15 protein-coding genes are annotated in these 13558 nt (G+C 63.4%); 7 read left to right on the top strand and 8 right to left on the bottom strand.

Annotated elements, in window-relative coordinates; translation table 11 throughout:
* The coding region (locus VNC39_RS06635) for a bifunctional enoyl-CoA hydratase/phosphate acetyltransferase (RefSeq protein WP_325397417.1) at positions 1-684 on the bottom strand (684 nt) is incomplete at its 3' end.
* A 100-nt stretch (positions 685-784) separates the two neighbouring features.
* Entirely contained in the window at positions 785-1594 is an 810-nt protein-coding gene (gene fabI / locus VNC39_RS06630; protein WP_325397415.1) for an enoyl-ACP reductase FabI, read from the bottom strand.
* Between the two features lie 294 nt (positions 1595-1888).
* Between fabI and VNC39_RS06625 the strand changes: the two genes are divergently transcribed.
* Positions 1889-2248, top strand: a complete 360-nt coding sequence (locus VNC39_RS06625; RefSeq protein ID WP_325397413.1) for a hypothetical protein — start codon at positions 1889-1891, stop codon at positions 2246-2248.
* A gap of 129 nt (positions 2249-2377) precedes the next feature.
* Here the strand turns inward: VNC39_RS06625 and VNC39_RS06620 are convergent, their stop codons facing one another.
* Positions 2378-3127, bottom strand: coding sequence for an SDR family oxidoreductase (locus tag VNC39_RS06620; protein ID WP_325397411.1), 750 nt, complete (start codon positions 3125-3127; stop codon positions 2378-2380).
* Between the two features lie 75 nt (positions 3128-3202).
* Here VNC39_RS06620 and VNC39_RS06615 point away from each other — a divergent pair, with 75 nt between their 5' ends.
* Positions 3203-3778 carry a TetR/AcrR family transcriptional regulator gene (locus tag VNC39_RS06615; protein ID WP_325397409.1) on the top strand — a complete coding sequence of 192 codons (576 nt, stop codon included), beginning with the start codon at positions 3203-3205 and terminating at the stop codon, positions 3776-3778.
* A gap of 121 nt (positions 3779-3899) precedes the next feature.
* On the opposite strand, the gene VNC39_RS06610 is transcribed toward VNC39_RS06615, so the two are convergent.
* From VNC39_RS06610 to VNC39_RS06590, 5 genes are all read right to left on the bottom strand, one after another.
* On the bottom strand, positions 3900-4898 hold the full coding sequence (locus VNC39_RS06610) for an ABC transporter ATP-binding protein (protein WP_325397407.1): 999 nt from the start codon (positions 4896-4898) through the stop codon (positions 3900-3902).
* On the bottom strand, positions 4898-5734 hold the full coding sequence (gene ugpE / locus VNC39_RS06605) for a sn-glycerol-3-phosphate ABC transporter permease UgpE (RefSeq protein ID WP_325397405.1): 837 nt from the start codon (positions 5732-5734) through the stop codon (positions 4898-4900). Before ugpE ends, VNC39_RS06610 begins: the two co-directional genes overlap by 1 nt.
* Entirely contained in the window at positions 5731-6600 is an 870-nt protein-coding gene (locus tag VNC39_RS06600; RefSeq protein WP_325397403.1) for an ABC transporter permease subunit, read from the bottom strand. Before VNC39_RS06600 ends, ugpE begins: the two co-directional genes overlap by 4 nt.
* Positions 6601-6748: 148 nt before the next feature.
* The gene (locus tag VNC39_RS06595; protein ID WP_325397401.1) at positions 6749-8059 is read right to left on the bottom strand and encodes an extracellular solute-binding protein; all 1311 of its coding nucleotides are present in this window, start codon (positions 8057-8059) and stop codon (positions 6749-6751) included.
* A 178-nt stretch (positions 8060-8237) separates the two neighbouring features.
* Positions 8238-8594, bottom strand: a complete 357-nt coding sequence (locus tag VNC39_RS06590; RefSeq protein ID WP_325397399.1) for a hypothetical protein — start codon at positions 8592-8594, stop codon at positions 8238-8240.
* Between the two features lie 493 nt (positions 8595-9087).
* On the opposite strand from VNC39_RS06590, the gene VNC39_RS06585 reads away from it, so the two are divergent.
* The 5 genes from VNC39_RS06585 (at position 9088) to plsY (ending at position 13555) form a co-directional block, all read left to right on the top strand.
* Positions 9088-9339 carry a hypothetical protein gene (locus tag VNC39_RS06585; RefSeq protein ID WP_325397397.1) on the top strand — a complete coding sequence of 84 codons (252 nt, stop codon included), beginning with the start codon at positions 9088-9090 and terminating at the stop codon, positions 9337-9339.
* A gap of 144 nt (positions 9340-9483) precedes the next feature.
* Positions 9484-10578, top strand: coding sequence for a branched-chain amino acid aminotransferase (locus tag VNC39_RS06580; RefSeq protein WP_325397395.1), 1095 nt, complete (start codon positions 9484-9486; stop codon positions 10576-10578).
* 210 nt (positions 10579-10788) lie between these two features.
* Positions 10789-11712: an aspartate carbamoyltransferase catalytic subunit gene (locus VNC39_RS06575; protein WP_325397393.1), complete on the top strand. Its 924-nt coding sequence runs from the start codon at positions 10789-10791 to the stop codon at positions 11710-11712.
* Complete coding sequence (locus tag VNC39_RS06570; RefSeq protein ID WP_325397391.1) at positions 11709-12977, top strand: dihydroorotase; 1269 nt, start codon at positions 11709-11711, stop codon at positions 12975-12977. The genes VNC39_RS06575 and VNC39_RS06570 overlap by 4 nt, the downstream gene beginning before the upstream one ends.
* A complete protein-coding gene (gene plsY / locus VNC39_RS06565) occupies positions 12974-13555 on the top strand; it encodes a glycerol-3-phosphate 1-O-acyltransferase PlsY (RefSeq protein WP_325397389.1) in 582 nt (193 codons plus the stop codon). The genes VNC39_RS06570 and plsY overlap by 4 nt, the downstream gene beginning before the upstream one ends.
* The last annotated feature ends 3 nt before the right edge of the window (positions 13556-13558 follow it).

Raw genomic sequence — 13558 nt, 5'->3', positions numbered from 1 at the left:
CAGTTGCGAGATGTCGATGCTGAACGCGGCGGCGACGGCGCGGATCTTGGCTTCGGGCCCGACCAGGATGGGGGTGATCAGGCCCGCCCGCGCGGCCTCCACCGCGGCCAGCAGCGAAACCTCGTCGCACGGATGCGCAATCGCGGTGGGCAGCGGCTTGCCCGCGGCGTGGCTGAGAAGTTTGCGCAGCTGCTCATGGCGCAGCAGGCGGACCTCGGGCAGTGCCATGGCCTGCCGGCTGACTTTTTCCACCGGCGCCTGCACCGTGGCTTTGCCCCGGATGACTTCCACGCCATTCTGATTGACGCAGTGGCAGTCTAGCACGACGCGATGTTTGTCGGGCACGCGGTCGGTGACCGTCACGGTGGCGGTGATGGTGTCGCCGGGGCTGACAGGGGCGCGAAACTGCAGATCCTGGCCGAGATAAATCGTGCCCGGTCCGGGCAGTTTGGTGCCGAGCACGGCCGAGATCAGCCCCGCGGTGAGCACGCCCTGGGCGATGATATGGTGAAACAGATCGGTCGCGGCATAATCGGCGTCGAGATGGGCGGGATTGATGTCGCCCGATATCACCGAGAACAATGCGATATCGTCCAGCGTGATGGTCTTGGTCGTGCTCGCGGAATCGCCGATGGCGATTTCATCGAAGACGCGATTTTCCAGCAATTCTGTGGTCATGTCCATGAGGTGCTCCAGCCGGGCCATTGTGATGCCCGAGGCCCAAAATGAAAAAAGTTTTTTGCTTCTTTTTTTCAAAAAAGAAGCCCTTGCTTGCTTTCTTGCCTCAGGCGAGCAGATGCTGCCCGCCATCCACGGGGATGACCGTGCCGGTGATCATGCGCGAGGCATCGCTGACAAGAAAGGCCGCAAGACCGCCGACATCTTCGATCGTCACGGGCTCGTGCTCCGGTGCCGCGGCGGCGGCGCGGGCCAGCAATTCGTCGAAACGCTCGATCCCGCTGGCGGCGCGCGTCATGATCGGGCCCGGCGAGATCGCATGGGCACGAATGTCGCTGGGCCCAAGCTCGGCGGCGACATAACGCACGCAGCTTTCCAAAGCGGCCTTGACCGGCCCCATGAGATTGTAATGCTCGACGACGCGCTCCGAGCCGTAGAACGTGACGGCGAGCAGCGTGCCGCCGCTGCGCATCAACGGTTCCGCGAGTTTCGTGGCGCGCAGGAAGGAATGGCAGGAGACATCCATGGCGACGGCAAAGCCGGCGGCGGAACTGTCCACCACGCGGCCGTGCAAATCGTCGCGCGGGGCGAAGGCGATGGCGTGCAGCAGGAAGTCGAGCCCGCCCCAGACCCGCGTGATTTCCGCGAACACGGATTCAAGCGCGCCGGGCTCACGCACGTCGCACGGGAGCAGGATTTCGCAGGGAAGCGTCTCGGTTACGGCGGTCACGAAAGGCTTCGCCTTGTCGTTGAGATAGGTCGCCGCCAGCGTCGCGCCGCATGCCGCGAAGGCCCGCGCGCAGCCGGCGGCGATGCTGTGTTCGTTGGCAATGCCGAGCACCAGCCCGCGCTTGCCACGCAGGCTGAACATGCCCGCTTGTGCCCCGGCTTGCGCTGTGGTTGCGGGAGCGCTCATCGGGCATGTTCCAGCGGCCGGGGGGCGCTGACCGAGGCGGCAAATGGAACGATCGAAGTTTGTCTTTCAAGCGGACTGGCGGTATTTCTGGTCATCTCGAAAACCTCTCTCGAATGTGCGAGGCAATCTGCGCATGGTCCGTGCTCAACGGCTTTGACCTGCGTCAATTCCGACGAGACCTAACAGTCGGTCCAATCGTTATCAGATTATCGTTCCGACCGGCAATGCTTAAAGGAAACTGTAACATTCGGGGCACGCCCGACCACGCCAAACGATGTCTTGTGGAGGTCAGAGATGAAAATCAAATGGTTCAGCAAACCGCAGGCTCATGACTATCCCGCGGCCATTTCCTACCTGAGTCTGATTTTTGAACCACTTGAGGCAAAAGACATTGCCGGCGCTTTGGAGAATGCCGAGATGGGGGAGTTTGCGGCGAAGGATATTTTCAGAGCCTCCGGCCTGCCGTTGCTGGGCGCCGGCAATGGCCATGTGGATACGGACCGCACGAAAATCATCCTCGGCGAAAAACTCTCTCCCTTGTTGCTGTACAGAGACAAAGTGAATGTCAGGCTCATCATCGCCGACGGGTATCACCGTCTCTGCGCGGTTTACACGTTCGATGAGGATGCCGTGATCCCTTGCAAGATCGTTTGAGCAGCCGGACTCAGGGCGGGGTGATCCTGGATGGGCCATAAATGGCTCGTCTAGAGACATGAGAAGCGTACAATTAACTTCGCCCGTGTCGCCGCAAAGAAGCAAGACGGCGAGACGGGCTTGCCCCGATCAGGCCGCAAAGAATGCGCGGAGTTGGGCGTGCATCCAAGGGTAGAAGTCCTCCGCTTTTGTGTTCAGCCTGGACTTCAGATCGCGCGTCAGATCGTCGGCCAGCACCTCGAGCGCGCCTGTGGTGACGCCCTCATAAGCTTGGCTAACGACGCTGGCCGGGCTGCTTTTCGGCACGTCGTAACCGGACGCCATGGGCGTATCGATCATGCCGACCAGCAGGCCCATTACCTGCGTGCCCTGGCCTTCCAGCTCAAACCTGAGGGCGTTGGTCGCTGACCAGAAGGCAGCCTTCGACGCCGCATAGGCGGTCGGCATGCTAATCCACGCCGCAGAGGACAGAATGTTCAGCAGCGTTCCACCGCCGTTGGCGGCGAGGATGGGCGCAAACGCGTTCGCGACGCGCAACGAGCCGAAGAAGTTGGTCTCGAATATGCGGCGGAGTTCGTCTTCCGGACCGGAAATGGAATCGGATGACGGTGCGATGGCCGCGTTGTTGATCAGCAGATCGACATCAGGGGCCATCGCGACCGCGCGGATGACCGCGTCGGCGCTGGTGATGTCCAGGGGCAGCGGCTGCACACGGGTATCGGGCCAGCTTCTGGGCGTACGGGCCGCCGCATAGACCTTCCTGGCCCCGCGTTCGAGGGCCTGCGTCACGAACTCTTGGCCGAGGCCGCCATTCGCGCCGGTCACGAGCACGGTCCGCCCGCTGAGGGGCAATCCTGACTTGTCAGACGAGGCAATCATGTTCTACTCCAGAACCATGTGGGGATTGTCCCCATATATCCGGGGATCATCCCCATTTTGTCAAGACAGGGTTTGATGCCGGCTGAACAACGGCCCATGCGCGCCGATGCGCGGCGGAACCGCGATGCGATCCTGGCGGCAGCGCGTGAGATCTTCGAAGCTGAAGGCGTGCTTGCCTCGCTCGACGCCATTGCGCTTCGGGCTGGGGTCGGGAACGCGACGCTCTATCGCAACTTTCCCACCAGGGAGGATCTTCTTGCGGCCGTCATGGAGGCCAGCCTCGACAGTGCACGGGCCGAGGCAGACGCGCTCGGCCGCGCGCTTTCGCCCCGCGACGCGCTCGCTGAATGGCTGGCGTGGCTGACGTGGCGGCTGCGGATCTGGCATGACCTGCCGCAATGTATCGCCACCGCGCGTGGCTCATCGGACGCGTCGATGAATCCGGCAATTTCCTTCCTCGTGGATCAAACGAAAAACCTGCTTGGCCGGGCGCAGAAAGCGGGTCATGCCATTGATGCGGTCAATGCGAACGAGGTTTTTGAGTTGGTGACGGCATTGTCCTGGGCGGTAGACAAATACGGCGACGACGAGCCTGCCGCGCGCAGGCGCGTGAAAATCGCGACAGCAGGGTTTTTCACACCGCTGCCGTAACGCCGCTCTTCAGTTTCTTATCCAGGCTGACTGTGATCCGAATGGCCGGTATTCCTCTTCCCGTCCAAGAAAAAACGGGCCGATTTCGCTTATCTGGCCATCGCAATTATGAGTTCATGGCCTAGACTCTCGCCCCGCTCTCGGCATCGAAGAAATGCAAGGCTTCCGCGGGCAAGCGCACATTCAGCCCGTCTTGCGAGGGCGGTGGTCCGGCGTGCCGCAGGGTCAGCCTCTGGCCGCAGCGTAGCGTGCCGTGGATCAGCGTCTCCGTGCCCAAAGGCTCCACCAGCTCGACCGTGAACGGGATCCCATCAGCCGTGAGCTCGACATATTCCGGGCGAATCCCCGCCATCGTGCCCGGTGGCACGTCGGTCAGGCCGGCCCGCGCGGGGTCGAAAATATTCATCGCCGGGGCGCCCATGAATTGCGCCACGAACCGGCTCGCCGGACGCTCGAACACTTCCATGGGGGCGGCGATCTGCGCCGCCCTGCCCGCCTCCATCACGATCAGCCGGTCCGCCATCGTCATCGCCTCAACCTGGTCATGCGTGACGTAGAGCGAGGTGATGCCTAAGCGCTTTTGCAGGCGGCGGATTTCCGCGCGCATCGAGACGCGCAGTTTGGCGTCGAGGTTGGAGAGCGGTTCGTCGAACAGGAACAATTTGGGCTGCCGCACGATCGCCCGCCCCATAGCCACGCGCTGCCGCTGCCCGCCGGAAAGCTGCGCCGGCCGCCGCGCCAACAGCTCGCTTAAGCCCAGCAGGGCGGCCGCCTCTTCCACCTTAGCGGCGATGGCGGCCCGGCTTTCGCCGCGCAGTTTCAGCGCATAGCCCATGTTTTCCGCGACATTCATGTGCGGATAAAGTGCGTAATTCTGGAACACCATGGCGACATCCCGCTTCGAGGGGTCCTGCCGCGTGATGTCCACGCCATCCAGCAGAATCCGCCCGGCGCTGGCGCTCTCCAGCCCCGCTACCAGCCGCAGCAGCGTCGACTTGCCGCAGCCCGAGGCGCCCACGATCACCAGCATTTCGCCGGACGCCAGAGTGAGGTCGATCGCCTTCAACACCGATGTCGCGCCAAAGCTCTTGGCCAGACCTTGAAGTTCGAGAATGGCCATTATTTATCCGTCTCCGTGAGCCCGCGTACGAACGCGCCCTGTAGCAGCAGCACCACCACCACTGGCGGCAGCAATGCCAACGTCGTCGTCGCCATCACCAGATTCCAGGGCGTCATCTGGTCCGGGGCCATCATCTGCACGATCCCGAGCACCACGGTGGTATAGGCCGGGCTGCTCGCCGCCAGCAGCGGCCAGAGATACTGGTTCCAGCCATATACGAACAAAATCACGAACAAGGCGGCGAGGTTCGCGCGCGACACCGGCAGCACCATGTCGCGCAGAAAAACCAGCGGCCCTGCCCCGTCCAGCCTTGCCGCCTCCACCAGCTCATCCGGGAGCGCGGTGAAAACCTGGCGGAACAGCAAGGTGGCCGTGGCCGAGGCGATCAGCGGCAAGGTCAGGCCGCCATAAGTATTGATCAGCTTGAGCGAGGACACCACCGCGAAACTGGGAATGATGCGCACTTCGACCGGCAGCATCAGCGTCAGGAAAATTGTCCAGAAGGCAAGTTTTCTGAACGGAAAGCGGAAAAACGCGATGGCGAAGGCGCTGATCAGCGAAATCGCGATCTTGCCCGCCGCGATGCCCGCCGCCATGGCGAACGAGATGAGCAGCATGTGCCAGACCGGATAGCCGGCGCGGCTGGCGCCGCCGAAAAACAACGCCTGCCCGAATATGCCAAGATGGCGCAGATTGGGAATCAATGACAGATCGCCGCGCGCGATCGCTCCGGCGCTCTGGGTGGCCCCCGCGATCATCACCCAGATCGGCAGGACGAACAAAGCAACGCCGAGCAGCAACACGCCATGCGCGAGATAGTCCGGTTTGTCTTTCATGGGTTGCGGCGGCTCAGAAAGCGGAATTGCACGGCGGTCAGCGCCACGATCATCACCATCAGCACCACCGATTGCGCGGCCGAACCGCCGAGATCGTTGCCGATATACCCGTCCTCGTAGACTTTCACCACCATGGTTTCCGTCGCCCCGGCCGGACCGCCGCCGGTCAGCGCATAGATCAGCCCGAACGTGTCGAAGGCCGCGTAAACCAGGTTCACCACTGCCAGAAACAAGGTGGTGGGCAACAGCATCGGCCAGATCATCGTGCGAAACCGCGTAAAGCCCCGCGCCCCGTCCAGGGTGGCCGCCTCGATCAGGCTGCGCGGGATCGCCTGCAGCGCCGCCAGATAGAAGATGAAATTATAGCTCACCTGCTTCCAGGCGCTGGCGCCGATCACCAGGGCCATCGCCTGCCCGCCATTCAGCGCATAGTTCCAGCCTGCCCCCAGATGCCGCCCGATCAGGCCGATCTGAGGGTCCATCATGAACACCCACACCACGGCGGAGAGCGCGGGCGCCACCGCGTAGGGCCAGATCAGCAGCGTGCGGTAGAGTTTCGCACCGCGTAGCTGGCGGTTGGCGAAACAGGCGAATAACAGGCCGCCCGCCATCGCCAACGCCGTGACCGCCACGCAGAAGAAAACCGTCCGCACGATTGCGGCGCGATAGGTCGGATCGAGAAACAGCGCGGTGAAATTATCCAGCCCCACGAAGACCGTGGACGTGCCGAACGGATCGCTCGCCGTCACCGCCTGTTGCACCGCCTTGACCGCCGGCCATAGGAAAAACACCATGGTCAGCAGCAATTGCGGCGCCACCAGCAGCAAGGGCAGCGCGATCCCCGGAAAGAGCGTGCGGCGATCCACCGTTCAGAGTGCCATAGCTAAGCGAAGAGGAAGGTTCCTAGGCCGTGCTGGGGACAACGCCACCGGCCCAGCATAACAAAAATTTTTTGCGCCGCTTTTTTTTAAAAAAGCGGCTGCTTTCTCTTTCTTCCTTAAACCTGTCATGCCCTTAGGTGCGGGCGAAGGAGGCGATCACCGCATTGCCCTGGCGCTTCGCCGTTGCCAGCACCTCTTCGGCCGGCGCGCCGCTGGCGATCGCCCCTTCCCATGCCGCCTCGATGATGGTGCGGATTTGCGGCATGCCCGCGAGCCGGATGCCGCGCGAGAATTTGGTCGTCGGCTGCCGCGCCAGCTGGTTGACGGGAAGATCCGCCCCGGGATTGCGCTGGTAATAGCCGTCAGCGATGTTCTGCTGATACCCGGCATGGGTCACCGGCACATAGCCGGTCGCCTGGCTCCAGGTGGCGTCGGTGCCGGCCTGGCCCATATAGGCGAAGAACTGCGCCACGGCCTTGTACTCAGCCGCGCTACGGTGCGGCGCTGTCATGGCCCAGAGCGAGGCGCCGCCGATGATCGAGTTGATCGGCTTGGCGATGATCGTCGGGTCGTACGGCAGATAGGCCGGCAAATAGCGGAATTTCGCGGTCGTTTGCAGCTGCCCGCGAATGCCCGAGCTGTCGAAGGTGATACCCGCCTGGCCGGAATAGAAAACCGGGCTCGGCATGCCGTCGCGGCCGACATATTTGAAAATGCCTTCCTTCTCCGCGTCCAGCAGGCGCTGCAGGTTGCGGATGAACGGCGTCGTCGCGACGGTCAGATGGGGCCGGTTGCCCGCGAACCCGTCATTCATCGTGGCGTATTCGACGTTATGGATCGAGGCGAACTGCTCGAAATGCGCCCAGGTCGGCCAGGCCGTCATCATCGGGATCGGCGCGGCGTTCTTTTCCTTGATCGCGCGCGCGGCGGCGATCACCTCCGGCCAGGTCGCCGGCGGCTTGGCGGGGTCCAACCCGGCCTTCTCGAAGGCATCGGCGTTGATCCACATGATGATGGTCGAGGAGTTGAACGGCAGCGCGCCCATCGAACCGTTATTCAGCGCGTAATAGCCGCGAATCGCGGGGATATAGGCATTGGGGTCGATCGTCACGCCGGTCTGCGCCGCCAGCTTGTACACATCCACCACCGCCGGGCCGGCGGAAAGCATCGTCGCCGTGCCGACATCGAAAACTTGCGCGATGTGCGGCGCCGTCCCGGCGCGCCAGGCGGCGATCGTCGCGGTCAGCGTATCGGGATAGGCGCCCTTATAGACCGGCTGCACCGTCACGTCCGCCTGGCTGGCATTGAACTTGTTGACGATGCCGGTCAGCGTATCACCCAGTTGGCCCGACATGGCATGCCAGAACACGATGTTCGTACGGGTGTCTGCCCGGGCGACGGCGGGCAAGGCAGCGGCCGTGGCGAGCAATGTGCGGCGTTTCATTCGATAACCCCCTGTTTTAGATTGCGCCGCGTTCATAAACGCAGTTGGGGGATGGTTGTATTTCAAAACGGTTTCAAATCAATGACAAAATCGCCGCACGCCATGCGTGCCGGCGCGGCCCGGCGCGAAGCATCGCGCCGCCTGATGTCCGCCATCCCGGATGGCCCCGTTTTGCGGTCTATTGCGGCGCCGCGGCAGGCGCGGACAATTGCGCCAGATCGGCTTCGACCATGTCGAGTTTGGTCTGGGACAGCCGCCCGCCCGACATCATGGCGATCTGCGAAAGGCTCATGTCATCGAACAGCACATAGCTGCGGCTGGCCATCAGGCCAGGCAGGTCGCGTTCGAGGATCGCCTTGCCGCGTTTGTCCGCGGCGATGCGGTCGAGCGGCGTGTTGAGGGAATAAGCCTGCTGCCGGCCCGCAGGGGCAGGCGCGGCGGCCGTGGTGGCAGGGCCTTTTGCGACGCACCCCAGCAAAAAAGCGGGCCCGAGCGCGACCAAAGCCAACGAACCGCATCGAACAAATCTGGACACTGAACCGGTCCTTCCTGTGAAGCCTATCGCGTGCCGCCGTCAAAGGCGATTGATGTCTTTTCTAGACTTACTGACCTTAGAATCCTACCAAAAACCAATTTCCGAAATATGACGTTCGCGTATCTTTGAAAACGCGCTGGCTCAAAACGCCCCGCTTTCGCGTCAGGATAGGCTGCGCCGTCACCGCCCTCCCCGGCTTGGGACAATCCTGTCTCCGGAATCGGCCAAAACCGTTGCCGGGACCGTTGGCCTCGATTAATAAAGAGGACGTTTCTAGCCAAATTAGACTAAATGCGTTTGATGCAAAAGCGAAATAACTCCCCGCGCGCAAATTTTATGTGCGAATGATAACGAGCGCACGCGTTGTTGTCTGTCTCCCTACTTGGTCTCCGGCCTATCATTCTGTCCCGCCTTTTGGCGTGGCGTTGGCGACCATCAAGGCGCGATTGAGGTTTCCGGACTTGGTCTGAAACAAGCAACAGGAGGACGAATTATGAAACGGGCACTTTTCGCGGCATTGGTTCTGGCCGGCCTCGGCGCCGTTCCCGCCTTCGCCATGCATACCAACGGGAAGGTAAACGCGTCGATGATGCCCAACGGCGACGTGATGATGAAAATTCAACTCCCGCCCAATGAGTATTATGCCATCGACCGCAGCATGAAGAACAATCACATGAATTGCCGGCTGGAGGATTTCCCCGGCCAGCAATACACGAAAATCCTGGAGTGCGGGCCGAACGTATAAGGGGACGCTGCGCGGAACACGCCCGGGCCGCCCGCTGACGGGCGGGTCTCCTTCCTTACAAGGCAGCCATCGCGGCCCCTTCTTCACGGGGGGAGAATTTTGTTGCAAGTTTCCTGGTGTTTGTAACCAGCGAAAGATCCTACCTTGGCGTCTGACCTCAGCTTTGCACATATTCCAAACGCCGCGCCCGTGGCGGCGGCGCAGCGGGCCTCTTTGCTGGAAAATCCCGGCTTTGGGACCTTGTTCACAGACCATATGGCGGTGATCGAATACACCCAGGGCATCGGCTGGCACGATGCCCGAATCCAGCCGCGTGAGACGATCGCCCTGCATCCGGCAGCGGCGGTGCTGCATTACGCGCAGGAAATTTTCGAGGGGCTGAAGGCCTATCGCCTGCCCTCCGGCGAGATCGTGATGTTCCGCCCCACGGCCAACGCCAAGCGCTTCCAGGAATCGGCCGACCGTATGGCCATGCCGCCGCTGCCGCCGGAGCTGTTTATGCAGTCCCTGGAACAGTTGATCCGCGTGGACCGGGACTGGGTGCCGAACGACCCGAACAAGAGCCTGTATCTGCGCCCGTTCATGTTCGCCAACGAGGCGTTCCTGGGGGTGCGGCCGGCGAAGACCTATATATATGCCGTCATCGCTTCCCCGGTCGGCGGGTATTTCAAGGGCGGTGCCGAGGCGGTTTCCGTGTGGGTGAGCGAGCGTTACAGTCGCGCCGCCGCCGGCGGCACCGGGGCGGCGAAATGCGGCGGCAATTACGCCGCCAGCCTGCTGGCCCAGAGCGAGGCCTCCGCGCATGCGTGCGACCAGGTGGCGTTCCTCGATGCGGCCGAGCATCGCTGGCTCGAGGAAATGGGCGGCATGAACATGTTCTTCGTGTTCGATGACGGCTCGCTCCTCACGCCCCCGCTGGGCGGCACGATCCTGCCCGGCATCACCCGCGAGTCGCTCATCACCCTCGCCCGCGCCGCCGGCATGCAGGTGCGCGAAGAGCGCTATTCCTTCCAGCAATGGCGTGAGGATGCCGCCAGCGGCCGGCTGCGCGAAGCCTTCGCCTGCGGCACCGCCGCCGTGGTCACGCCGATCGGCAAGATCAAGTTCGCGGGCGGCCAGGCGCTGATCGGCGATGGCGAGCATGCCGGCGCCATCACGAAGATGCTGAAGGACTCCCTGGTGAAAATCCAGCGTGGCCAGGCTGAGGATCCGTATGGCTGGGTGCACCGCGTCGCCTAAGGCGAAGGAAGCAGGCAGCAAGCACTACTTTTTGTGAACAAAAAGTAGCAAAAAAACTTTACTAATCTGGGTCATGGGCTGTGTCGGAGACAACGCCTATGGCCCAGCATAAACAAAAGTTTTTGCGCCGCTTTTTTCAAAAAGCGGCTACTTCCCTTTATCCGAAGGCCCTTCCCAGGCACCGGCAGGTTGTGGTCTAAGCGGATTTTAATGACATCCTTCCGCCATCTGCTCGGCATCGAGGGCCTCAACCCCGTCGCCGTCACTTCGCTGCTCGACCTCGCGGAGAGCTATGTGCTGCTCAACCGCTCCGGCAAGACCCAACGGGACCTGCTGCGGGGGCGCACCCTCATCAACCTGTTCTTCGAGGATTCGACCCGCACGCGCACCAGCTTCGAGCTGGCCGGCAAGCGACTCGGCGCCGACGTGATCAACATGTCGGTCTCGACGTCCTCGGTGACCAAGGGCGAGACGCTGCTGGACACGGCGGCAACGCTGAACGCGATGAATTGCGACCTGCTGGTGGTGCGCCATCACCGCTCGGGCGCCCCGGCGCTCTTGGCGCAGAAAGTGGATGCGGCGGTGATCAATGCCGGTGACGGCACGCATGAGCACCCGACCCAGGCGCTGCTGGACGCGCTCACCATCCGCCGCAACAAAGGCCGCCTCTCCGGCCTCACCATCGCCATCTGCGGCGATATCGCGCATTCCCGCGTCGCCCGCTCGAACATTCTGCTCCTCACCATGATGGGCAATTTCGTCCGTGTCGTCGGACCGCCGACGCTGATCCCGCCGGGCATCGACGCCGCCGGGGTCAGCGTGCACACCGACATGGAGGAAGGGCTGGCCGGGGCCGACATCGTTATGGCGCTGCGCCTGCAGAAGGAGCGCATGGATGGTGGCATGGTCCCCAGCGCCCGCGAATTCTTCGCCTATTACGGGCTCGACCGCCGCAAGCTCGGCTTTGCCAAGCCGGACGCGCTGGTGATGCATCCCGGCCCGATGAATCGCGGCGTGGAGATCGACAGTGAGGTCGCCGACGATGCGGCGCGCTCGGTGATCAAGGAACAAGTGGAAATGGGCGTGGCCGTCCGCATGGCCGTACTCGATACTCTGGCGCGGGGTTATAATTGATCCTTTTCCGTAAAATCAGGTTCCTGGACGAAACGGCTCAGTCCCTGCGTGAAGGCGAACTGCTGGTACAGGATGGCAGCATCGCCGATTTCGGCACCTCGCTCGGCGCGCCGGAGGGGGCCGAAATCATCGAGGCCGAGGGCGCGGTGCTGTCCCCGGGGCTGATCGATCTGCGCGCCTCGCTCGGCGAACCCGGGTTTGAATATCGCGAGACCATCGCCAGCGCCGCCCACGCCGCTGCGGCCGGCGGCATCACCACCATCGCGGTGCTGCCCGACAGCAAGCCCGCACTCGACGACCCGGCTTTGGTGCGGCAGATCGTGCTGCGCGGGGCGGAAACCGGATCGGTCACGCTGCTGCCTTATGGCGCGGCGACGCGCGGCTGCCGCGGCGCGGAGCTGGCGGAATACGGGCTGCTCAAGGATGCCGGCGCCGTCGCGATCACCGATGGCGGGCATAACATCGCCTCCTCGCGGCTGATGCGCCGCGCTTTATCCTATGCCAGCGGGTTCGGCCTGCGCATCGTGCAGCATGCCGAGGATGTGGAACTCGCCGCCGGCGGGGCCGCGACCGAGGGCGCGCGCGCCAGCTGGATGGGCCTGCCCGGCATTCCCGCCGCCGCCGAAGCCATCGCCGTGGCGCGCGACATCCGTCTCGCCGAGCTCACCGGCGGCGCGGTGCATTTTGCCCATATCACCACCGCGGAATCGCTCGCTTTGATCCGCGCCGCCAAGGATCGGGGGCTCAGGATCACCTGCGACACCGCCCCGCCTTATTTCGACCTGAACGAAACCGCGATCGGCGATTACCGGACCTATTTGAAGCTGTCGCCGCCGCTGCGCGGCGAGGAAGACCGACTGGCGGTGGTCGCCGCTTTGGCCGACGGCACCATCGATGCCATTGCCTCCGACCACCAGCCGCGTGACGCCGATGACAAGCGCCTGCCCTTCGCCGACGCCGCCCCGGGCGGCGCCGGCCTCGCCACGCTGCTCGGGGTAACGCTGGCGCAGGTGCAAAGCGGGCATTTGTCCCTGCCCCAGGCCTTGGCGCTGCTCACCGCCAAACCCGCTTCATGGCTGGGCCTGGATACGGGCAAGATCGCCAAGGGCAAGGTCGCGGATCTGTGCCTGTTCCACCCCGACCGCTCCTGGCGCGTCGCCGCCGGCCAGTTGCCGGGCAAGGCGCAGAACACGCCGTTCGACGGGCGGGCGCTGGAAGGCGTGGTGCTCGGCACCTGGAAAGCCGGCCGCCGGGTCTTCGGATGATTTTTGTGGCCCTGCTCCTTCTCGGGTATTTTTGCGGCTCCATCCCATTTGGCTTGTTGCTCACGCGCGCGGCCGGGCTCGGGGATATTCGCGGCATCGGCTCGGGCAATATCGGCGCGACCAATGTGCTGCGCACCGGCAACAGGGCGCTGGCCGCTGCCACGTTGCTCCTGGACGGGGCGAAGGGGGCGATCCCGGTGCTGGTGGCGGCGCGGTTCGGCGAGCCGGCGATGCTGGGTACCGGCCTCGCCGCGCTGCTCGGCCATCTTTTCCCTGTCTGGTTGCGCTTCAAAGGCGGCAAAGGTGTTGCCACCGGGCTTGGCGTCCTGCTCGGCGCGTTTCCGCCGGTAGGGCTGGTCGCGTGCGCCACCTGGCTCTCAATGGCGCGTGCGAGCCGCTATTCCTCGCTCTCGGCGCTCACGTCCTTTGCCATCGCGCCGCTGGCGGCGGCGATTTTCGGGCGCTGGCATCTGGCCATTCTGGCGGCAATCATCGCCGCTCTGGTGTTTTGGACGCACCGTGCCAACATCGCGCGGCTGCGCTCGGGCACTGAGCCGCGCATCGGACGAAAGGCATGATTT

This window comes from Acidocella sp., from assembly GCF_035535915.1.
Classification (GTDB): domain Bacteria; phylum Pseudomonadota; class Alphaproteobacteria; order Acetobacterales; family Acetobacteraceae; genus Acidocella.
Note: the sequence above shows the minus strand (reverse complement) of the source record. Positions and strands in the feature narration are given on the sequence as shown.